19 protein-coding genes are annotated in these 19661 nt (G+C 69.0%); 5 read left to right on the forward strand and 14 right to left on the reverse strand.

Translation table 11 applies throughout. The annotated features are described in order from the left end of the window. Positions 1 to 37 precede the first annotated feature (37 nt). From TSB10GB4_RS11420 to TSB10GB4_RS11465, 11 genes are all read right to left on the reverse strand, one after another. Positions 38 to 796 (reverse strand): ABC transporter ATP-binding protein, encoded by a 759-nt coding sequence (locus tag TSB10GB4_RS11420; RefSeq protein ID WP_186395844.1) that lies wholly within the window; start codon positions 794 to 796, stop codon positions 38 to 40. After that, complete coding sequence (locus tag TSB10GB4_RS11425) at positions 793 to 1827, reverse strand: iron ABC transporter permease (RefSeq protein WP_244293193.1); 1035 nt, start codon at positions 1825 to 1827, stop codon at positions 793 to 795. The genes TSB10GB4_RS11420 and TSB10GB4_RS11425 overlap by 4 nt, the downstream gene beginning before the upstream one ends. After that, on the reverse strand, positions 1824 to 2840 hold the full coding sequence (locus TSB10GB4_RS23820) for an ABC transporter substrate-binding protein (protein WP_244293194.1): 1017 nt from the start codon (positions 2838 to 2840) through the stop codon (positions 1824 to 1826). The genes TSB10GB4_RS11425 and TSB10GB4_RS23820 overlap by 4 nt, the downstream gene beginning before the upstream one ends. A 126-nt stretch (positions 2841 to 2966) precedes the next feature. Beyond that, positions 2967 to 4751: an alpha/beta hydrolase gene (locus TSB10GB4_RS11430; protein ID WP_186395845.1), complete on the reverse strand. Its 1785-nt coding sequence runs from the start codon at positions 4749 to 4751 to the stop codon at positions 2967 to 2969. Positions 4752 to 5004: 253 nt separating this feature from the next. Further along, complete coding sequence (locus tag TSB10GB4_RS11435; RefSeq protein WP_186395846.1) at positions 5005 to 5781, reverse strand: extensin family protein; 777 nt, start codon at positions 5779 to 5781, stop codon at positions 5005 to 5007. A gap of 344 nt (positions 5782 to 6125) precedes the next feature. Further along, positions 6126 to 7229: an energy transducer TonB gene (locus TSB10GB4_RS11440; protein ID WP_186395847.1), complete on the reverse strand. Its 1104-nt coding sequence runs from the start codon at positions 7227 to 7229 to the stop codon at positions 6126 to 6128. Further along, a complete protein-coding gene (locus tag TSB10GB4_RS11445; protein WP_186395848.1) occupies positions 7226 to 7645 on the reverse strand; it encodes a biopolymer transporter ExbD in 420 nt (139 codons plus the stop codon). The genes TSB10GB4_RS11440 and TSB10GB4_RS11445 overlap by 4 nt, the downstream gene beginning before the upstream one ends. Beyond that, positions 7642 to 8031: a biopolymer transporter ExbD gene (locus tag TSB10GB4_RS11450; protein ID WP_186395849.1), complete on the reverse strand. Its 390-nt coding sequence runs from the start codon at positions 8029 to 8031 to the stop codon at positions 7642 to 7644. Before TSB10GB4_RS11450 ends, TSB10GB4_RS11445 begins: the two co-directional genes overlap by 4 nt. Further along, complete coding sequence (locus tag TSB10GB4_RS11455) at positions 8021 to 8734, reverse strand: MotA/TolQ/ExbB proton channel family protein (protein ID WP_186395850.1); 714 nt, start codon at positions 8732 to 8734, stop codon at positions 8021 to 8023. Before TSB10GB4_RS11455 ends, TSB10GB4_RS11450 begins: the two co-directional genes overlap by 11 nt. 18 nt (positions 8735 to 8752) lie before the next feature. Beyond that, on the reverse strand, positions 8753 to 9208 hold the full coding sequence (locus tag TSB10GB4_RS11460; RefSeq protein ID WP_186395851.1) for a hypothetical protein: 456 nt from the start codon (positions 9206 to 9208) through the stop codon (positions 8753 to 8755). A gap of 18 nt (positions 9209 to 9226) precedes the next feature. Further along, positions 9227 to 11284, reverse strand: coding sequence for a TonB-dependent receptor domain-containing protein (locus TSB10GB4_RS11465; protein ID WP_186395852.1), 2058 nt, complete (start codon positions 11282 to 11284; stop codon positions 9227 to 9229). A gap of 368 nt (positions 11285 to 11652) precedes the next feature. On the opposite strand from TSB10GB4_RS11465, the gene TSB10GB4_RS11470 reads away from it, so the two are divergent. From TSB10GB4_RS11470 to TSB10GB4_RS11485, 4 genes are read left to right on the forward strand one after another with little or no spacing between them, the layout of a single operon-like run. Next, positions 11653 to 12714, forward strand: coding sequence for a hemin-degrading factor (locus tag TSB10GB4_RS11470; protein WP_186395853.1), 1062 nt, complete (start codon positions 11653 to 11655; stop codon positions 12712 to 12714). Between the two features lie 23 nt (positions 12715 to 12737). Further along, positions 12738 to 13634 (forward strand): hemin ABC transporter substrate-binding protein, encoded by an 897-nt coding sequence (locus TSB10GB4_RS11475; RefSeq protein WP_186395854.1) that lies wholly within the window; start codon positions 12738 to 12740, stop codon positions 13632 to 13634. Between the two features lie 2 nt (positions 13635 to 13636). Then, positions 13637 to 14752, forward strand: coding sequence for an iron ABC transporter permease (locus TSB10GB4_RS11480; RefSeq protein ID WP_186395855.1), 1116 nt, complete (start codon positions 13637 to 13639; stop codon positions 14750 to 14752). Continuing rightward, on the forward strand, positions 14749 to 15570 hold the full coding sequence (locus TSB10GB4_RS11485; RefSeq protein ID WP_186395856.1) for a heme ABC transporter ATP-binding protein: 822 nt from the start codon (positions 14749 to 14751) through the stop codon (positions 15568 to 15570). The genes TSB10GB4_RS11480 and TSB10GB4_RS11485 overlap by 4 nt, the downstream gene beginning before the upstream one ends. Positions 15571 to 15655: 85 nt before the next feature. Here the strand turns inward: TSB10GB4_RS11485 and TSB10GB4_RS11490 are convergent, their stop codons facing one another. From TSB10GB4_RS11490 to TSB10GB4_RS11500, 3 genes are read right to left on the reverse strand one after another with little or no spacing between them, the layout of a single operon-like run. After that, entirely contained in the window at positions 15656 to 16096 is a 441-nt protein-coding gene (locus tag TSB10GB4_RS11490) for a Fur family transcriptional regulator (RefSeq protein ID WP_186395857.1), read from the reverse strand. Beyond that, complete coding sequence (locus TSB10GB4_RS11495) at positions 16093 to 16938, reverse strand: metal ABC transporter permease (RefSeq protein WP_186389662.1); 846 nt, start codon at positions 16936 to 16938, stop codon at positions 16093 to 16095. The genes TSB10GB4_RS11490 and TSB10GB4_RS11495 overlap by 4 nt, the downstream gene beginning before the upstream one ends. Next, a complete protein-coding gene (locus tag TSB10GB4_RS11500; protein ID WP_305849845.1) occupies positions 16931 to 17848 on the reverse strand; it encodes a metal ABC transporter ATP-binding protein in 918 nt (305 codons plus the stop codon). Before TSB10GB4_RS11500 ends, TSB10GB4_RS11495 begins: the two co-directional genes overlap by 8 nt. 182 nt (positions 17849 to 18030) lie before the next feature. Here TSB10GB4_RS11500 and TSB10GB4_RS11505 point away from each other — a divergent pair, with 182 nt between their 5' ends. Next, positions 18031 to 19092: a zinc ABC transporter substrate-binding protein gene (locus TSB10GB4_RS11505; RefSeq protein ID WP_186395859.1), complete on the forward strand. Its 1062-nt coding sequence runs from the start codon at positions 18031 to 18033 to the stop codon at positions 19090 to 19092. Positions 19093 to 19661: the final 569 nt, after the last annotated feature.

Below are 19661 nucleotides of genomic sequence, written 5' to 3' on the forward strand. Positions count from 1 at the left end.
GCCCGGCCGGACGCCGCGCTCCATGCGGAGCAGCGCGCTACTTGCGGAACAGAATGTGCAAGGTCTCCTGGTCGGGGCGATGGAAATCGCATTCCACCTTGAAGACGCCGCTCAGAAGCTCGGGCGTCAGTACCTCTGCCGGCGTCCCGTCGGCAACCACCCTGCCCCGGTCCAGCACCAGCAGCCGGTCGCAGAACATCGCTGCGTGATTGAGATCGTGCAGCGCGACGATGCTGGTCAGGCCGAGCCGGGCGATCAGCCGCATCAGCTCAAGCTGATGCTGGATGTCGAGATGGTTGGTCGGTTCGTCGAGGAACAGTTCGTGCGGCTGCTGCGCGAGCGCCCGGGCGATATGGACACGCTGGCGCTCGCCGCCGGACAGGCTCTGCCAGCGCTCCCGGCGGAACTCCACCATGTCGACCTGCTGCAGCGCGGTCTCGACGGCCAGCGTGTCGGCCGGTGTCCAGGCCGCCAAGGGCCCGCGATGCGGGGTGCGGCCGAGCCGCACCACCTCCTCCACCGTCACGTTGACGTCGGTCGCGGCATGCTGCTGGACCAGCGCCACGCGGCGCGCCAGGTGCCGGCGCCCCATGTGGGCGATGTCGGCGTCGTCCAGCGTCACCCGGCCGGAGGCGGGACGGCGCAGCCCCGACAGCAGCCGCAGCAGCGAGGATTTGCCCGAACCGTTCGGCCCGAGCAGGCCCAGCACGCTGCCCTGTTCGACGCGCAGGCTGACATTGTCGACGATGGTCTTGCGCCCGACCCGCCAGACGAGGTTCTCGGCCCGTATGCTCATGCCGCCGGCCTCGCCCGGTAGAGGATGAGGGAGAAGCACGGCACGCCGACCAGCGCCGTGACGATGCCGATCGGCAGCGTCTGCTGCGCCATCACGCTGCGCGAGACGATATCGGCGAGAACCATGAACACGGCCCCGACCATCATGCAGGCGGGCAGCAGCCGCATATGACCGGGACCGATGAGGAAGCGCACGGCATGGGGCACCACGAGGCCGACGAAGCCGATGGAGCCGACCATGCTGACGATGGTCGCGGTTATCACCGCCGTGACGGCGAAGAGGATGACCCTGACCCGCTCGACCGCGATGCCCAGCGAGGCGGCGGCATCGTCGCCGAAGGTGAAGGCATCGAGGGCGCGCGCATGCCACACGCAGACCGCGAGGCCAAACACGAGAACCACGGCCAGAAGCTGGAACTCCGGCCAGCGGACGCCGCCGAAACTGCCAAGCAGCCAGAACATCACGTCCCGCGCCTGCTGGGCATTGCCGGAGGTCGTCACCACATAGGCGGTCAGCGCGTTGAAGAGCTGTGCCGCGGCGACCCCCGACAGGATGGTGCGGTCGGCGCCGCCCCGCCCGCCGCCGGACAACACCGCGACGAAGACAAAGGCGGCCAGCGCACCGGCGAAGGCGCCCATGGACAGCGACACCGCCCCCGCGCCGACGCCGAGAATGATCACCGCCACGGCCCCGGTCGAGGCGCCGGCGGAGATGCCGAGGACATAGGGTTCGGCAAGGGCATTGCGCAGCAGCGACTGCAAGATGGCGCCGCACATGGCGAGCCCCGCCCCGCACAGGGCGGCGACCAGCGCGCGGCTGAGCCGCAGGTCCCAGATCACGCTGGCCTGGATCCGGCTGATGTCGGCCGAGGTCCAGCCGAACTGGTTGGTGACGGCAAGCGCGACGGTGCGCAGCGGGATCCGCATCTCGCCGATCCCCACCGCCGTGGCGACCGCCAGCACCAGAACGGCCAGCGACGCCAACAGCAGCAGTGCGAACCGCGCGGTGGCCCGCGAGAGGGCTATCCTCACTTGATCAGTCCGAGAGCCTCGAGCTGCGCGGCCACTTCCTCCGCGCCGTAGATCGTGCGGATGGTCGGGTTCATCGCCGCGCCGTTCATCGTCACGATATAACCGCGGCGCACGGCCTCCATCTGGCTGACGGTCGGATCGCCCTTCAGGAAGGCGATCTTGTTCTCGGCCTTGTCGAGATCCCAGCGGTTGCGGTCGAGAGAGGCGGCGACGATCACGGTCGGATCGGCGGCGATGATGCCTTCCCAGCCGACCGTCGGCCATTCGGCCTCGGTGGTGATGGCGTTGCGCCCGCCCAGCACGTCGGCGATGAAGCCGGAGGCGCCGTTCTTGCCCCCCAGATAGGCATCGTCCGCGACCGACGGGCTGGAGAACCAGAACAGGAAGCTGAGATCCGGGTTGCTGCCGAGGCGGGCGCGCAGGTCGGCCTCGCGCCGCTTGAAGTCGGCAATCAGTTGCGCCCCGCGATCCGCCACATCGAAGATGCGGGCGAGTTCGTCGATCTCCTGGAACAGGAGATCCATGTTCCAGAGCTGCTGGCGGCTGCCGTAAATATCCCCGGTGTCCCTGCGCGTGGTACAAATACCCGGAGACAAGTAGCTCGGAATTCCGAGTGCGGCGAAATCCTCACGCTTGGCCACCTTGCTGTCGGCACCGAGCAGCAGCGGAAGCTGCGCGACGACGAAATCGGGCTCCTCGGCCAGGATCGATTCCAGCGTCGGCTGCTCGACGGTGAGCAGCTTCACCTTCTCGTTCGCCTCGGCGAGTTCGGGCAGCACCTTGGTCGGCCAGAAGGCGGAGGCGGCAAGGCGATCCTCCAGCCCGAGCAGCAGCAGGATCTCGGCGCTGTTCTGGCCGAGCGCCACCGCGCGCTGGGGGGCGGCGGTGAAGGTGACCTCGACGCCGCAATTGTCGAGGGTCAGCGGGTAGCTGGTCGGCTCGGCTCGGGCCGGAGAAAGAGCGACGGTCGCCAGCGCAAGGGCGGCAACGGCAAGGGGGAACCTGGAAGACATGGAAACCTGTCCGCGCATCTGAGGGAGGATGCGCGAGAGCTACCCTGAAGGGGGCGCGAATTCAAGAGTATTTCACTCATGTTTTTATCCTTCCACATCTCTCCCCCTCCCCCCGCCGGCACCGGTTCACACCAGATGGACATAGCTGCCCGGCGCTGGGCCAAGCGGCAGCAGGCCCTGCTCGGGGGCACCGATCCGCGGCGGCGGCGTGGTGCCGCCGCTGCGGGCCGCCAGCCAGGCCGCCCATTCCGGCCACCACGAGCCGGGCCGGGCCGGATGCCGCTCCGGCCAGCCGTCGGGACCGGAATAGTGGGCGCCGGCCGGGCGGTGCGACAGGCGGTAGTGGCGCCGGGGATGGCCGGGCTCGCTGACGATGCCGCCATTGTGGCCGCCCTTGGTCAGCACGAAGGTCAGGTCGTTGTCGGTGAAAAGCTGGGTCTTGTAGACTGACTTCCACGGCGCGATATGGTCGGTCTCCGTGGCGACGACGAACATCGGCGCGGAAATATCCTTCAGCGCGATCACCCGCCCCTCGACGGCGAATCGGCCGGCAGTCAGGCGGTTCTCCAGGAACAGGCCGCGCAGGTATTGCGAATGCATGCGCGCCGGCATCCGGGTGGTGTCCCCGTTCCACACGCCGATATCGGTCGGCAGATCCTGCTGGCCGAGCATGTAGCGGCGCACGGCGCGGCTGTAGATCAGGTCCTCGGCGCGAATGGCGGCGAAGGTGCGCGCCATCTGCGGCCGGTCGAGATAGCCCTGGTCCCACATCATGTCTTCCAGGAACGCCACCTGGCTCTCGTCGAGGAACAGCAGCAATTCCCCCGCCTCGACGAAATCCACCTGCGCCGCCATCAGCGTGATCGAGGCCAGGCGGTCGTCATGATCGCGCGCCATCGTCGCCGCCGCGATCGCCAGCATGGTGCCGCCCAGGCAATAGCCCACCGCATGGATGCGCTCGTTCGGAACGATGGCCGACACCGCGTCCATGGCCGCCATCACGCCGCGCTTGCGGTAGTCCTCCAGCGACAGTCCGGCCTGCTCCGCCGTCGGGTTCACCCAGGAAATCATGAAGACGGTGAAGCCCTGGTCGACAAGATATTTCACCATCGACGTGTGCGGCGACAGATCGAGAATGTAGTATTTCATGATCCAGGCCGGAACGATCAGGATAGGCTCCGCCTGAACCTTGTCGGTTTGCGGTGTATATTGGATCAGCTCGAAGATGTCGTTGCGATAGACGACCGTTCCCGGCGTGCAGGCAAGATCCTTGCCGATCTCATAGCCCTTCGGCGCCGGATCGTGGCGCTGCGTCACGGTCTTGATGAAGTCCTCCGCGAAATGCGCGGCGCCCTCGATCAGGTTGCGCCCGCCCTGACGGGCGGTCTCTTCCAGGATCTCGGGATTGCTCCAGGGGAAGTTCGACGGCGAGACAAGGTCGAGCGCCTGCCGCGCCATGAAGCGGGTGCGATCCGCGTCCTGCTGCTCCAGCCCGCGCAGCGGTTCGGTCGCGTAATCCCACCAGTCCTGCACCGCCAGAAAGCTCTGCTGCCAGATGCGATAGGGCGCCTTCTGCCAGCCGGGATGGCCGAACCGGTGATCGAAACTCTTCGGGGTAAACGGCGCCGGCGCCTGCTCGCCGTCGCCGGACAGCGTGTAGGCGGCGAGCTTCATCGCATTGTCGCGCGCTCGCTCGACAAGATCGAGCTGGCGTCCAGGCGCGCGGGACAAATGCAGCATCCAGTCGCCCCAGGCGCCGAGAAAGGCGTGGGGAGAAACGCCTCCGGTCAGCCGGGCAACCGCCGCGCGGACGCTGCGGTCCATGTTCTCGTGCAGGTGGCGGGCAGGCTCCGGCGGGCTCGGAACCCGGCTTTCGGCCGGGCTTGCCGGCGCCGGGACGCGCGCGGGCATGGGGACCGGCACGGGCAACGACGCGGATGCGGCCCTGGCGGGAATAGTGGCGGTGCCGGAACCCGGTCCGGCTTTGGTTTTCTGGCGCTTGGTCACGACGGCCTCGGCGTTCGGTTGGGGGGGGTACGGACAGGTCGAGGAGACGGCCACGGGGACAGTATTCCGCAAGATGGTCGGACTTTCCTTGATCTGGGTCAGTCTTCCGACCCTTTCAGCCCTGCGGAACGGGAATAAAGGTGCCGAGGCCGGAGCACTACTGGCACCAGGGCGCGCGGCGCGGCTTGGTATCGAGGTGCAAATGATCGTCGTGATGGGCATCCGATCCGGGCCCGAGAACGGTGGTAAATGGCCCGCAGGCGGCTGTCCGCAGCGATTTTTGCAGAAAATCGGCGGGCTCGTCGCCGGTCGGGCGCGGGGCGACGGCGAATTCCCGGCCGTCCTCCAGCACCAGCCCGCGGATATCTATCGCCCGGCCGAAGGAATGTTCGCTGAGCCTTGCGCCGGCCACCCGGTTGCGCCCGCGGCAATGATAGGAGGCCGCGACCCGGATTTCGGCCACATCCGCACCCAGGGTGGAGCGGGTGAGCGGGTGGATCACCCCGGCGGCGAAGCGTGCCGCCACCAGCGCCGTGTCGCAGGACAGCACGGCCGGCGGCACCAGGGCCATGGCGCCCACCCGCGACAGCGACACCGGATCCTCGATGCCGCAGGCGCCGGGCGCCTCGATCTCCGGCAGCGGCTCGAACCGAGCGCCGAGGCGGGAAAGAGCCTGCGCGCAGGGGCTGGCCGCAGGCGCGATCCCCGCGGCCGCCGGCGCCTCCACCGGGGATAGCGGCGGCTTGGCGCGGGGCGTCGAAACCGGGTTGTCCCCACCGTCCTGCGGCCGCGAGGCGATCTCGACCTCGGGTCGCGGTTGCGGCAGGGGCGGCGCCGCCACCGCCGTGCCCGCGAGGACAAGACCGGTCAGGAGCACGAGCGGCGGGCGGAGCCACGCGGCAAACGCGATCCTGGAGAATGAGGAGGTGTGCAAGGGCCTGTCCACGCTCCGCCTGCGGCGCGATCGGCCCGGCGTTCCCCGCAAGACTGGCCGCAAATCATGGCACCCGTTCGGCAATCTGTCTCCCGGCACAGGGTTTTCCCGCCGCCAACCGACCGCCAACCGGCGGGCTTTCCCCGCGCCGGGCAGACGCCGGCCGCGCAGCGGGCGCGATCCGGAGGCGCAACCGAGGGCCGGATCGCCGGATGGCGGGCCGACCATCGCGCGGGGATTTCCGGCCGGAAAATCGCGCGGGTACGCTTGCAAAAAATTGAGAGGAATTTTGCAAAATTCCCTCTCAAATCGGCCCGAAATTGCGTTTCGCCGCGCAAACCCGCTCAAAAGGCGATCGGCACCGTGAAAGTCCAGGTGTTGCGCCGGGCCTGCGGCGGGATCGGGGGGAAAGGCTGCGCCCGCTGCACCGTATTGACCGCCTCCCGGTCGATCGCCTCGTTGCCGGAGCTGCGCGCCACCCGCACGCCAGAAAGGCTGCCATTGCTGGCGACGACGAAGGCGATCAGCGCCTCGCCGCGCTGGCGGCCGACGCTGCCGCGCCGCTTCGCCCGGTTCACCTTGCGGTAGATCTGGCCCATGTAGTTCGAAGCCTCGGCATTGCCGAACTCGCTGGACGTGCCGACCCGCTCGGAACCGCCGGCCTTGGCGGTGGCGTTCGACTGGCCGCCGGCGCCGCTGGTGCTTGCCGCCTTCGGGGCGCGGGCCGGCTTCTCCGTCTGCCGCTTGACCGTGTCGGCCTTGCGGGCCGGCGCCGGCTGGCGGGTCTCGGCGACCTCGAGGTCGGCTGGGCGGGCTTGCGGCACCGGTACGGCGACGGTCGCCTCGAGCCGCTCTGTCGAGGGCACGGGCTCGGCCTCCTGCGGCGCGACGCTGGCCTGCACGGGCGCGGTCACGGGCGCGGTCTCCGGCGGCGTCTCGTCCGGCCGTTCGACGGCGGTGGGAACGGCGGTCGCGGCAAGGCCGGGCGCCAGCGCCGCGATCTCCATCGGCACCGCCTCGGATGTCACGGCTTCGGGCGTTACGGCGTCGGCCGTGACCGGCTCGGCCGTCACAGGTTCCGTCGGCGGCTCGACCGCCTCGACAAGCTCGTCCGGCGGCAGCGCCTCGCTGGTCGGCGCCTCGGGCGCCGCCTCCGCCTCGCTAACGCTCTCCACCAGCGCGGTCGCATGCTCCACCGCCTTCACCCCTTCCGGGGCATCGACCGGCGTCACCACCTCGGTGGTCTCGCTGACGGCCTCGGTCATCTCGCCCTCGCTGCCGGCCTGCAAGGCGTCATAAAAGCCCTGGCCCAGTTCGGCTGAGAGAAAGGCGCTGCCGCCCTCCAGCTCCAGCCCCGGCTCGCCGCCCGCCAACACGGCGATGGCGGCGGCATGAACCACGGTGGAAATCGCCAGGGCGGCGACGACATGATGCGGTCGCAGCTTCATCGCTCCACCCCGCTGGTGACGAGCGACACGCCGCCGGCACCGGCCCGGTAGAGGTCCTCGGCGATTTCCAGGACGCGGGCCGCGCCAAGGTCGCGGTCGACGGCGAGCATGACCGACGGCCCGCCCTCGTCGTCACTCCCCTCACCCGCACGTCCCCCGGACAATGCCGCAAGATAGGCGGCAATGTCGGCCGGCTGGCCGCGATAGGTGAGCGCGCCGTCCTTGTCGACGAACAGGGCGTCGGGCGGGGCCAGCGGCGGCGCCTCGACGGTCTCGGCCAGCGTCACCGACGGCTCGACCGGCGGCGCGAGCTGGCCGGCGATGAGGAAGAAGATCAGCATCAGGAAGACGATGTTGATCAGGGAAATGGTGCTCTCCGCCTGGCGCTTCGGCGGTTTCTGCCGGATCCGGATCATTTCGGCCTCGCGACGATCACCTTGAGCGCGTTGCCGCCGCGCAGCAGCTCCAGCGCGCTCACCAGATCCTGGGCGCGCGCGCCCTCGCGCGGGACCAGCAGCGCGGTCTTCGCGCCAGCCTCGATCAGCGCGGAAATGGCGGTGCCCGGCGCTCGCGGATCAATGAGGGTGCCGTTCACGGTGAGCCCGTCCGCATCGACCGTGGCGAAGATGTCCGGCCGCGCGGCCGCGCCGCCGGTGCCGCCGCCCGGCGCCGCCAGATCGACCTGCGCGAAGCGCGTGAAGGTCGACGACAGCATGAAGAACAGCAGCAACAGGAAGATGACGTCGATCAGCGACGTCAGCGACAGGCGGCGGCGGCGCGGGCTGGCAAAGTCAATGCGCATTGGCGACCCGCTCAAAGCCCCCCGCCTCAGTGTCCGCGAGCGGGTCGGCGGCGGCGGCGCGCGCGCCCCGCGCCTGTTGCAGCAGCACGGCCGAGGCCAGCGTCTCGATGGCGACCTTCTCGTCCTCGATGCGGCTTTCCAGGAAGGTGACGACGAGGGAGACCGGCATGGCGACGGCGAGACCGGCGGCGGTCGTCAGCAGCGCCACCCAGATGCCGCCGGCGAGCAGCGACGGATCGACGGCGTTGCCGGCCTCCTGCAGCTTCTGGAAGGCCTCGATCATGCCGAGCACGGTGCCGAACAGGCCGAGCAGCGGCGCGATCTGGGCGATGGCGTCGAGCGCCTTCATACCGCGATTGAACCCGTGCAGGCGGCGGGTCGCCGCCCGGGCGATCTCCTCCTCGACCAGCGCCTTGTCGACAGTACCGGCCTCGCCCGCCTGCAAGGCGATGGCGACCGCCTCCTCGGAGGCACTGCGGATGTCGCCGAGCGCCTGCCAGGCCTCGCGGTGGCGGCCATGACCCCACAGGCGCACGGCGGCCTCGGCCCGGCCCGGCCGGCCGACCCGCTCCAGCCAGAACTGGGCGAGCTTGAGGATCACCACTGCCAGCGCGACGACGGAGAGCGCCGCGAGCAGGGCGACGACGGGGCCGCCAAGCTCCAGGAAGTCGGTGACGGGGCGCAGGATATCGGCAAAGGACATGGTCGGTTCCCAGCAGGGTTATCGGATCAGAGCTATCTCGGTGCGGCTCGACAGCGACAGCGCCGCCCGGCAATGCGCCGCCGCGCCCGCCTCGCCGCACTGGGCCGGCCCGTTGACGAGCAGGCGGCCGAGCTTGTCGCAGGGCGCGCCGGCCAGGTCGAATTGGCGCACCGAGGTTTTGTCCTCCGGCAGCGCGCCGAAGTCGAACGTGGTCAGCCGGTCGACCAGCCCGTCGCTGTCGAACAGCACGAACTCGAATCGCGGCTGCGGCAGCTCGGCCCCGGTCGCATTGCGCACCACGAAGGTGAGCCGGCACCCGCCCGCGCCGTTGTCGACGGCGCGGTTCAGCTCGATGTGAAGCGCGGCCGGGGCCGCCCCGTCAGCCGGAGCGTCCCCGGCGGCCCGTGCCGGGCCGCCCCACAGGGCGACGGCGGTCAAGGCCGCCGCCGCCGCGATTTCAAGTCTCAGTCCCATTCGCTACTCCCGATCAGCCTACCAGCCGAGGGTCTTGGCGAGCGTCAACTTGAACGTGCGCCCCTTGGCATCGTCGCCGGCGAGGTTGTTACGATATTGCTTGTCGAACAAGTTCTCCACCGAGCCGCGCAGCTCGAACCCGGCCAACTGCCCCTCGCCCGGCTTCCAGTCGACGAAGAGACCGTGCACCGAATAGCCGCCATAGGTGCGGTTGGCGGTGGCACCGGTGCTCATCGACCCGGCGAACAGGCCGCGCCAGCCGAAGGACAGGTCGTAGTCCGGCAGTCGGCCGCCGAGCGTCACCGCCAGCGTGTCGGCCGGAATGGTGTTGAGCGTCGCGCCGGTGTCCTTGTTCGTGCCGTGGACATGGCTGAAGGCGAGGCTGCCGAAGACATACTCCGAATCATAGGCCGCCTCGACCTCGACGCCCATGATCTCCGCATGGGTGACGTTGGTATAGTAGGGGACCGGCGTCGGCAGGCCGCGCGCCGGGTTGGCGACGATCATGTCCTTCAGATCGTTGTAGAAGCCCGTGGTCTTGATCTGCAGGCTGTCGTTCTTCGCGAAAAGGTCGAAGGTCGACACGGCGAAGCCGACCTCGACGCTGTTCGAGCTCTCCTTGGTCAGCCCGAGGCTGACGGTGCGCCCGCCCGGATAGTTGCCGTCCGCCGGATTGGTCGAATAGAGCTCGTCCAGCGTCGGGACGCGCTCGGTATGGGCGAGCGAGCCGAACAGCGAGAACGTGTCGTTCAGCTTGTACATCACCGCGATCTTCGGTGAGAAGGCGGTCTCGTTCTGCTTCCTGCCGCCGATGACGGCGGCCGCCGGATCGAGCTGGACGAAGTCGACGCGCACGCCGGGAATGAGGGTCAGCCGGTCGTTCCAGACGAATTCGTTCTGGGCGAAGAAGCCGAACTTGGTGTCCGTGCCTTCCGGATGGAAGGTGACGTCGCCGAAGCGGGTGGTGGCGATGCGCTCCTGGTAGCTGACCTGGGTGCCGAAGGTGAAATAGTTGCGGATGCTGTCGCCGACATAGTCGAAGGTGTTCTCTACCCGGCCCGACCAGGTGCGGTAGCCGTATTCGCTGTCGAAGAACAACGGCGAGGGAATCGGCGCCGAGGCGTTGCTCTGCTTCACCTGCGTGTCCGAGAAGCTGAGGTTCAGCTTGAGGTTCAGCCAGGGATTGTCGCTCGCCGGGTTTTCATAGATGAGGGCCACCGTCTGGTCGGTGATGTCGCGGTCGATGGTGCCGAAGCCGAGCGTGCCGGTCTGCGAGTACTGGGCGTTGTCGTCCTCGCTCTGCCAGCGCTCGTAGGACAAGCGCAGCGACTGCTCGTTGTTGTCGCCGAAGCGGTGGACGACCTTGGCAAGACCGGAGAAGGCCTCGAAATCGGAGCCGACGATCGACTGGCCGAGGCCGTTCTCATATTCGCCCGAGCGGCGGAAGTTGCCGTTCAGCAGCACCGAGGTCTGCTCGGAGAAGGCATAGGCGGCGGTGACCGAGGCCATGGCGCCGTCCTTGTTGGAATCGTACATCGTCTTCAGACGTACGGCCGCCGTGTCGCCCGGCTTGATGAAGTCCTCCGGGTCCTTGGTGGTGAAGTTGATCACGCCGCCGATGGCGCCCGACCCGTAAAGGGTGGACGAGGCCGGACCGCGCAGCACCTCGACCCGCTTGTAGAGCTCGGGATCGGAGAAGAACGAGCCCATGCGGTACTGTTCGTAGAACTTCACCGCGCCGTCGACCGAAACGATGATCTTCGATTCGTCCGAAGAGCCGAGATCGCCGATGCCGCGAATGTTGAAGGACTGACCGCCGACGCGGTCGCTGCCGACCACCGTGATGCCCGGCACCTGGCGGAAGATGTCGCCGATGGTCATCGGCTGCTCGGCGTCGATGTCCTCCTGATCGAGGACGGTGACCGCCTGCGGTGTGTCGATCGCCACCTTCTCGACGCCGGCGCCGACGACGATGCGCTGCAGCGCCGTGCTGCGGGCCGGATCGCCCTCCGCCGGCACATCCTGCGCGAGAGCGCCCGAAAATCCGCTCAGCGCGCAGAATGCGACGCCGCTCATCAAGACAGCGACCCTGCCCGCCGCCGTCTTTTCAGTCCTGTACGAGCCTGCCAGCCCCATTTGACAACTCCATCATGGTCGATCGCTCGCTGGCACGCGCTTGCTTGCTCGTCGTTTGGTGATAAAACTTGAGATCATTACTCAGGTATTGATGTCGTTACAAAACATGAGTAATTGAGTCAAGTATGTGATCGGCAGTCCGGTCACAGGAAATCCGTTCGGCACCCAGCCAGCCCCCCTTTCGCCCGGGATATCCCGCCGGCGACGGGCGCAAGCAAAGGTCCAAACCGACCGGCCGCAAGGATGCGAGGCCGCCGCAAGGCGCGGCCCCTGCGTTCCGTGGCCGCTGGCAACAAGGTGATCCCCCAATGACCCGTGAAACCACCGACTTCGAACACGTCCGCCGGATGCGGGCCGAGAACCCCAAGATGCGCGAGCGCGACCTTGCCCGGATGCTCGGCCTCAGCGAGGCGGAGTTCGTCTCCGCCTTCTGCGGCCATGGCGTCAGCCGCATCGAGGTCCGCTTCGACGAGATCTTCACGGGGCTGGGCGGCGTCGGCGAAGTGATGGCGCTGACCCGCAACGAGAGCGCGGTGCACGAGAAGATCGGCGTCTACGACCGCTTCGTGCCGGGCAAGCGGGCGGCGATGATGCTGGGCGCGGACATCGACACCCGCATGTTCCCGGCCGCCTGGGTGCACGGCTTCGCCGTCGCCAAGACCGGCGAGGACGGGGTCGAGCGCCTCAGCCTGCAGTTCTTCGACGCCCATGGCGATGCGGTCCACAAGGTGCATACGCGCCCCGGCACCGACACGGCCGCCTGGACTGCGCTGGTGGAAAGCCTGCTCGCCGACGACCAGGAACCGGGCCTCACCGCCGAAGTGACCCCGGCGGAAGTGTCGGCGCGCCCGGCGCTGGAACGCGACAAGCAGGACGCGCTGCGCGAGCGCTGGCAGGCGCTGACCGACACGCACCAGTTCCACGGCATGCTGCGCGATCTCGACCTGCACCGGCTGAACGCGCTCACCCTGGCCGGCGACGATTATGCCTGGCCGCTGGCCGAGGGGGCGGTGCCGGCGATGATGCAGGCGGCGGCCGAGAGCGGCCAGCCGATCATGTGTTTCGTCGGCAATCGCGGCTGCATCCAGATCCATTCCGGGCCGATCGCCAAGGTCGCGCCGATGGGGCCCTGGCTCAACGTGATGGATCCGGGCTTCCACCTGCACCTGCGCACCGACCACATCACGGAATCCTGGGCCGTGCGCAAGCCGACCAGCGACGGCCATGTGACCTCCATCGAGGCCTATGACGCCGACGGCACGCTGGTCATCCAGTTCTTCGGCGTGCGCAAGGAAGGCCGCGCCGAGCGCGCCGACTGGCGCGGGCTGGTCGAGGGGCTGGCGCGCCCCGCGACCATCGCCGCCGAGTGAAACGAGACATGTGTGGACGGACCATGACCCTTCTTTCCTTGCGGCCAAGCGGCCGCGCGCTTCGCCGCATCGCCCTTGCGGCCGCCCTCGCCCTGCCCGCCACCCCGGCCTTTGCCGAGGAGGCGACCGACATTTCGGCCGCGCAGCGGATCGTCGCCATCGGCGGCTCCGTGACCGAGATCGTCTATGCGCTCGGCGAGGAGGCCCGGCTGGTGGCGCGCGATTCCACCAGCGGTTTCCCGGAGGCGGCGGCCGAACTCCCCGATGTCGGCTATATGCGCGCGCTCTCGCCCGAGGGCGTGCTGTCGGTGCGGCCCGACGCAATCCTGATGCTGGAGGGCAGCGGCCCGCCGGAGGCGCTCGCCGTGCTGCGCGAGGCGGGCGTGCCGTATGTCTCGGTGCCCGAGAGCTTCGACCGCGCCGGCATCCTCGGCAAGATCGAGACGGTCGGCGCCGCGATCGGCGCCGGCGACAAGGCGGCACGGCTCGCCGAAACGGTCGCGGACGATCTCGACGCCGCCGTCGCAGAGGCCGCCGCGCGCGGCCGCGAGGCGCGCATCCTGTTCATCCTGTCGATGAATGGCGGGCGGATCCTTGCCTCGGGCACGGGAACGGCCGCCAACGGCATGATCGAGCTGGCCGGCGCGCAGAACGCCATGGGCGTGTTCGAGGGCTACAAGCAGATCAACGACGAGGCGGTGATCGCGGCGGCCCCCGACGTGATCCTGATGATCAGCCGCGGCGAGAACCACACCGCTTCCGCCGACGAGGTGTTCGGCAATGCGGCGCTGGCGCAGACCCCGGCCGGGCAGAACAAGCGGCTGATCCAGATGGACGGGCTCTATCTGATCGGCTTCGGCCCGCGCACCGGCGCTGCCGTGCGCGACCTGTCGGCGGCGCTCGCCGAGTTGGGTCTTTGACGATGAGCCTTTCCGCCTCGTCCCTGTCCGAAAGGCTGCTGCCCGAGCGGGTCGTCGCGCAGGCGCGGCTCGGCGACCGCGAGCCGCTGGCGCGGCTGGTGATCGCCGGCCTCGCCATGCTGCTGGTCGCGGTGATGCTGTTCTCGCTGACCACCGGCGCGCTCGACATCCCCCTGTCGGCCGTCGTCAGGGCGCTGCTCGGCCAGGGCGAGGCGGCAAGCCCGGCGGAGCTGCGCGACCGCATCGTGCTGATGGACGTGCGGCTGCCGCGCGTCCTGCTCGGCGCGCTGGTCGGCGCCGCGCTCGCCGTCTCCGGCGCGGTGATGCAGGGCCTGTTCCGCAATCCGCTCGCCGATCCCGGCATTGTCGGCGTGTCGGCGGGCGCAGGCCTCGGCGCGGCCTCGATGATCGTGCTCGGCACCACGGCGCTGGCGCCGGTGGTGGCGGTGCTCGGCATCTATGCGCTGCCGCTCGCCGCCTTCTTCGGCGGGCTTCTCACCACCTTCACGCTCTACCGCATCGGCACGCGCGGCGGCATGACCTCCGTCGCGACGATGCTGCTGGCCGGTATCGCCCTGTCGGCACTGGCGGGGGCGGCGACGGGCCTTCTCGTCTATATCGCCAGCGACCAGCAGTTGCGAGATCTCAACTTCTGGGCGCTCGGCTCGCTGGCCGGCTCCAACTGGCAGAAGATCCTGGCGGCCGGGCCGATCATCGCCGTGGTGCTGGTCGGCGTGCCGTTCCTCGCCCACGGGCTCAACGGCCTGGTCCTGGGCGAGGCGGCGGCCGGGCATCTGGGCATCCGCGTGCAGCGGCTGAAGCGGGTCGCCATCGTCGCGGTGGCGGCGGCGACCGGCGCCTCGGTGGCGGTCAGCGGCGGCATCGGCTTCGTCGGCATCGTCGTGCCGCATCTGTTGCGGCTGACCATCGGCCCGGACCATCGCTTCCTGCTGCCGGCCTGCGCGCTGCTGGGCGGCAGCCTCCTGATCCTCGCCGACACGGTGAGCCGGACCATCGTCGCCCCGGCGGAACTGCCGATCGGCATTCTCACCGCGCTGGCCGGCGCGCCGTTCTTCCTGTGGATCCTGCTGCGGCGGAAAGGGTTGATCACCTCATGAGCACGCCTGCGCAAGACACTCTCGAGATCGAGGCGCTGCACGTCTCGCTGGACGGCACGCCGATCGTCCGCGATGTCTCCTTCACCGCCAGGGCCGGCCAGGTGACGGTGATCGTCGGGCCGAACGGCTCGGGCAAGAGCACGACGCTGAAGGCGGTGACCGGCGAACTGCGCCACACCGGCCGGGTGCGGCTCAACGGGATCAAGGTCGATGACCTGCCGCCGGAAGCGCTGGCCGGCTTGCGCGCAGTGCTGCCGCAGCACACCAGCCTGACCTTTCCGCTCACCGTCGCCGAGGTGGTGCGGCTCGGCATCCGCCGCGGCGCGCTGCCCTCCGCCTCCCCCCATCGGCGGATCTGCGAGGCGCTGGAGCGGGTCGATCTCGACGGCTTCGCGGCGCGCGCCTATCACTCGCTGTCGGGCGGCGAGCAGCAGCGGGTGCAGCTCGCCCGGGTGCTGTGCCAGGTCTGGGACCCCTGCCCCGGCGGCGTGCCGCGCTGGCTGTTCCTCGACGAGCCGATCTCCAGCCTCGACATCCGCCACCAGATCCTGATCATGGATGTCGCCGCCGACTATGCGCGCGCCGGCGGCGGCGTCGTCGCGGTGCTGCACGACCTCAACCTGACGGCGCTCTATGCCGACCATATCCTGGTGATGAAGACCGGCCGGCTGCTGTCGCAGGGCACGCCGAAAGAGGTCATTACCGACCGGCTGGTGTCGGAGGCATTCGACCATCCGTTGCGGGTGTCGGCGGTGCCGGCGGGCGAGGTTCCCTTCATCCTGCCGCAGGCGGCGGGATCGGTCGCGGCGGTGCGCTGAAATTCTGCCCCGTCAGGCCTGCCTCAGGCAACAGCCTGGCATTCTTAGCCTGCCTTAGGCAACAGCCTGGCATTCTTACCCTGCCTTAGGCAACAGCCTGGCAGGTGGCACAGGTGCCGCGCAGTTCCACCGTCGACTTGCGCACGGCAAAGCCGACCTTGGCGGCAAGGTCGCGCAGATGGTGGGAGAACTCGCTGTCGTTGAGCTCGGTCACCTGGCCGCAGGTCTCGCAGATGGCGAAGGCGGCGGTCTCGTGGCCGTCGCAGTCGGGATGGCGGCAGGCGACGAAGGCGTTGAGGCTCTCCAGCCGGTGCACGGCGCCCATTTCCACCAGCTTGTCGAGGGCGCGATAGACCTGCGGCGGGGCGCGGAAGCCGTCGTCGCGCAACTGGTCGAGGATGGTATAGGCGCTGAGCGGCGCCTTGGCCCGCTCCAGCGCCGACAGGACCAGGCTCTGGTTGCGGGTGAGGCCGGCGGGGCCGTGCCCGTGAGTGTGGCTATGGCCGGACGAGGTGTCTCCGCTCATTGACTGCTACTCCCAGGGCGCGCGCGCCGCGCGCCGGCGCCGAACAGCTTCGGCAGCTTCTCCGCGAAGGGCGACAGGCTGGCGAGAAACAGCACCAGCGCCGCCACCACGATCGACGGTCCCGACGGCGTATCCCACTCCAGCGAAGCGAACAAGCCGCCGACGACGGCGACGGCGCCGACAAGCGCGGCGATCACCGCCATCTGCTCCGGGCCGGACGACAGGCGCCGGGCGGTCGCCGCCGGAATGATCAGCATGGCGGTGATCAGCAGCACCCCGACGATCTTCATCGAGATGGCAATGACGGTCGCCAGCAGGATCATGAAGATGAGGTTGGCCCGGTCGGGGCGCAAGCCCTCCGCCTCGGCAAGCTCGCGGCTGATCGTCGCCGCGAAGAGCGGCGTCCAGATCATGACCAGCACGGCCAGCACCGCCGCGCCGCCGACATAGACGGCGAGAATGTCGAACCGCGACACGGCGAGGATGTCGCCGAACAGGAAGCCCATCAGGTCGATCCGCACCCAGCTCATGAAGGCGAGCGCGACGAGGCCAAGCGCCAGCGAGGAATGGGCGAGCAGGCCGAGCAGCGAGTCCGACGAGAGCGAGGCGCGGCGCTGCAAGAGCAGCAGCGCCAGCGACACCAGCACCGAAACAGTGAAGACCGACAGCGTGATGTTGACCTGCATCAGGAAGGCGAGCGCGACGCCGAGGAGCGCGGCATGGGACAGCGTGTCGCCGAAATAGGCGAGCCGCCGCCAGACGACGAAACAGCCGAGCGGCCCGGCGACCAGCGCCACCCCGACCCCGGCGACAAGGGCGCGGGTGAAGAAGTCGTCAAGCATGGCGTCCTCCGGTCGCGGGCGAGGCATCGCCCCCCGCCGCATGGTCATGGCCGTGATGGTCATGGCCGTGACCGGGGTGATCGTGGTCGTGGTGGTGGTGGCCGTCGTCCGGGTGGCAATGTGTGGTGATGCTGCCGTCGGCATGCAGCACCCGCCCGTCCGCCAGATGGGTGTGGTCGTGATGGTGTTCGTAGACCGCGAGCGTCGCGTCGGCGCGGGCGCCGAAAAGCTGGCGATAGGCTTCGCTGGAGGCGACCGCCGTCGGCGCGCCCTGGCAGCAGACATGGCCGTTGAGACAGACGACATGGTCGGTCGCCGCCATCACCACATGCAGATCATGCGAGATCAAGAGAATGCCGCAGCCGATATCGTCGCGGATGCGGCGGATCAGGTCGTAGAGCGCGACCTCGCCGGAAAAGTCGACGCCCTGCACCGGCTCGTCGAGCACCAGGAGGTCGGGCTTGCGGGCCATGGCGCGGGAGAGCAGCGCGCGCTGGAACTCGCCGCCGGAAAGATTTCGCATCTCGGCCTGGCGCAGATGCGCAATGCCGGTCGCCTCCAGCACGCGGTCGGTCTCGCGCGAGGAAATGCGGCCGGTGAGCGACAGGAAACGCTCGACGGAGAGCGGCAGCGTCCAGTCGATGCTGAGCTTCTGCGGCACATAGCCGACGACGAGGCCGGGGCAGCGCTCGGCCCGCCCCTCGCTCGGGGCAACGATGCCGAGCGCGGTCTTGGCGGTGGTCGACTTGCCCGAGCCGTTCGGCCCGATCAGGGTGACGATCTCGCCCCGGCGTACGGCAAGATCGACGCCGCGCACCAGCCATCGCCCGTCGCGAAACACGCCGGCGCCGGTCAGCCGCACGAGGTCCTCGCCGGTTCGGCGGCCGGCGGTTGCGGAAGGGGTCATCAACATGAGGCGGGATCCTGGGTCACCCGGCCATCCTCCATCGGCGCCGCTGCGCCGGCAAGTCCCGCTCGCCTCGCGGCGCGGGACATTTTTCAACAGGGGGCTTGCGAGCCTGTATCCCACACGTTATAGCATAACACAACCCCGTGATCTTATAACATGCCAGCCTGAAACGGAGACTGTCCATGACGCTTGCCCAACGACTGCTGCTGTCCGCCTCGCTGCTCGTCGCGACGACCGCCGCAGGGCATGCCGCTCCGAAGGTGGTGGCCTCGATCAAGCCCGTGCATTCGCTGGTCGCAGCGGTGATGCAGGGCGTCGGCGAGCCCGCCCTGATCGTCGAAGGCGCCGGCTCGCCGCATACCTACAGCCTGAAGCCGTCGCAGGCCAAGGCCCTGCAGGAGGCCGACCTGATCTTCTGGATCGGCCACGAGCTGGAGGCCTTCCTGGAAAAGCCGGTGGAGACCATCGGCGCCAATGCCAAGGCGGTCGAGCTGATCGACGCGCATGGGCTGATCAAGCTGCCGTTCCGCGAGGGCGGCCCGTTCGAGGCGCATGACCACGGCGAGGACGAGGGGCATGAGCACGCCGGACACGATCATGCCCACGATCACAAGCATGATCATGCGCACAGCCATGCGCATACGCATGACCACGGCCACAAGCACGAGACGGCGAAGGCCGCCGGTCATGACCATGCGCACGACCATGGTCATGCGCATGGCGCCTTCGACTCCCATGTCTGGCTCGACCCGGAAAACGCCAAGGCCATGGTGAGCGAGATCGCCGAGGCGCTGGCCGAGGCCGACCCGGACAATGCCGCGACCTACGAGGCCAACGCCGCCAGCACCATCGCGCGGCTGGAGGCGCTGCACGCCGACATCGACGCGCGGCTGGCGCCGGTGCGCGGCAAGGGCTTCATCGTGTTCCACGACGCCTACCAGTATTTCGAGAAGCGCTTCGACATCTCCGCCTCCGGCTCGATCACCGTCAGCCCGGAGGTGATGCCGGGGGCGGAGCGGATCACCGAGATCAAGGGCCGGATCTCCGAGCTCGGCGCGACCTGCGTGTTTTCCGAGCCGCAGTTCGAGCCGAAACTGATCCAGGTGGTGACCGAGGGCACGCCGGCCCGCGCAGGCGTGCTCGATCCGCTCGGCGCCGGCCTTGCCGATGGCCCGGACCTCTATTTCGGGCTGATCGACGGCCTCGCCACTTCGATTCAGGAGTGCCTCGGCGGCGCGAGCTGAGGCTTTCCCCTCCCCGAGGGGACGGGAGGCCGGGCACCTCTTTCGGGTGTCGTCCCGGCCGCAGGCGAAGCCGAAGAGCCGGGAGCCATTGGCAGCCTCGGCAGGCGTGAGGTGGAGGGCGTTGGCGGACCAACGCCTGCGCTTCAGCCCCTCCCGCGTCATCCCGGACGAGGCCGAAGGCCGACGATCCGGGATCGGGGAGCCGCGGCGGTCGTGGCGTCGTTCGGGAGCGTGGCCGAGAGGCCCTCGACTCTCCGATCCCGCATCTCCGCTTCGCTGCGTGCGGGATGACGAGAGGAGAGACTTGCGTGCGGGGGGGCCAGAGGACGGGGCGGTGCAAGGGACGCAACCGCTCTGGCAACCAATAGGCCCCGGGTCGCGCTCCGCTTGCCCGGGGTGACGGCCGAGGGGATGGGAGGTCGTGCCGCTCTCTCGGACGTCATCCCGGCCGCAGGCGAAGCCGGAGAGCCGGGAGCCATTGGCAGCCTCGGCAGGCGTGAGGTGGAGGGCGTTGGCGGACCAACGCCTGCGCTTCAGCCCCTCCCGCGTCATCCCGGACGAGGCCGAAG

The sequence above is a fragment of the Stappia sp. TSB10GB4 genome, from assembly GCF_900185745.1.
Classification (GTDB): domain Bacteria; phylum Pseudomonadota; class Alphaproteobacteria; order Rhizobiales; family Stappiaceae; genus Stappia.

Bases quoted from the DNA above. Each gene is read 5' to 3' on its own strand.
- TSB10GB4_RS11420 (WP_186395844.1), bottom strand. From the start codon at position 796: ATGAGCATACGGGCCGAGAACCTCGTCTGGCGGGTCGGGCGCAAGACC.
- TSB10GB4_RS23820 (WP_244293194.1), bottom strand. From the start codon at position 2,840: ATGTCTTCCAGGTTCCCCCTTGCCGTTGCCGCCCTTGCGCTGGCGACC.
- TSB10GB4_RS11430 (WP_186395845.1), bottom strand. From the start codon at position 4,751: ATGCCCGCGCGCGTCCCGGCGCCGGCAAGCCCGGCCGAAAGCCGGGTT.
- TSB10GB4_RS11440 (WP_186395847.1), bottom strand. From the start codon at position 7,229: ATGAAGCTGCGACCGCATCATGTCGTCGCCGCCCTGGCGATTTCCACC.
- TSB10GB4_RS11445 (WP_186395848.1), bottom strand. From the start codon at position 7,645: ATGATCCGGATCCGGCAGAAACCGCCGAAGCGCCAGGCGGAGAGCACC.
- TSB10GB4_RS11450 (WP_186395849.1), bottom strand. From the start codon at position 8,031: ATGCGCATTGACTTTGCCAGCCCGCGCCGCCGCCGCCTGTCGCTGACG.
- TSB10GB4_RS11455 (WP_186395850.1), bottom strand. From the start codon at position 8,734: ATGTCCTTTGCCGATATCCTGCGCCCCGTCACCGACTTCCTGGAGCTT.
- TSB10GB4_RS11460 (WP_186395851.1), bottom strand. From the start codon at position 9,208: ATGGGACTGAGACTTGAAATCGCGGCGGCGGCGGCCTTGACCGCCGTC.
- TSB10GB4_RS11465 (WP_186395852.1), bottom strand. From the start codon at position 11,284: ATGAGCGGCGTCGCATTCTGCGCGCTGAGCGGATTTTCGGGCGCTCTC.
- TSB10GB4_RS11470 (WP_186395853.1), top strand. From the start codon at position 11,653: ATGACCCGTGAAACCACCGACTTCGAACACGTCCGCCGGATGCGGGCC.
- TSB10GB4_RS11475 (WP_186395854.1), top strand. From the start codon at position 12,738: ATGACCCTTCTTTCCTTGCGGCCAAGCGGCCGCGCGCTTCGCCGCATC.
- TSB10GB4_RS11480 (WP_186395855.1), top strand. From the start codon at position 13,637: ATGAGCCTTTCCGCCTCGTCCCTGTCCGAAAGGCTGCTGCCCGAGCGG.
- TSB10GB4_RS11485 (WP_186395856.1), top strand. From the start codon at position 14,749: ATGAGCACGCCTGCGCAAGACACTCTCGAGATCGAGGCGCTGCACGTC.
- TSB10GB4_RS11490 (WP_186395857.1), bottom strand. From the start codon at position 16,096: ATGAGCGGAGACACCTCGTCCGGCCATAGCCACACTCACGGGCACGGC.
- TSB10GB4_RS11495 (WP_186389662.1), bottom strand. From the start codon at position 16,938: ATGCTTGACGACTTCTTCACCCGCGCCCTTGTCGCCGGGGTCGGGGTG.
- TSB10GB4_RS11505 (WP_186395859.1), top strand. From the start codon at position 18,031: ATGACGCTTGCCCAACGACTGCTGCTGTCCGCCTCGCTGCTCGTCGCG.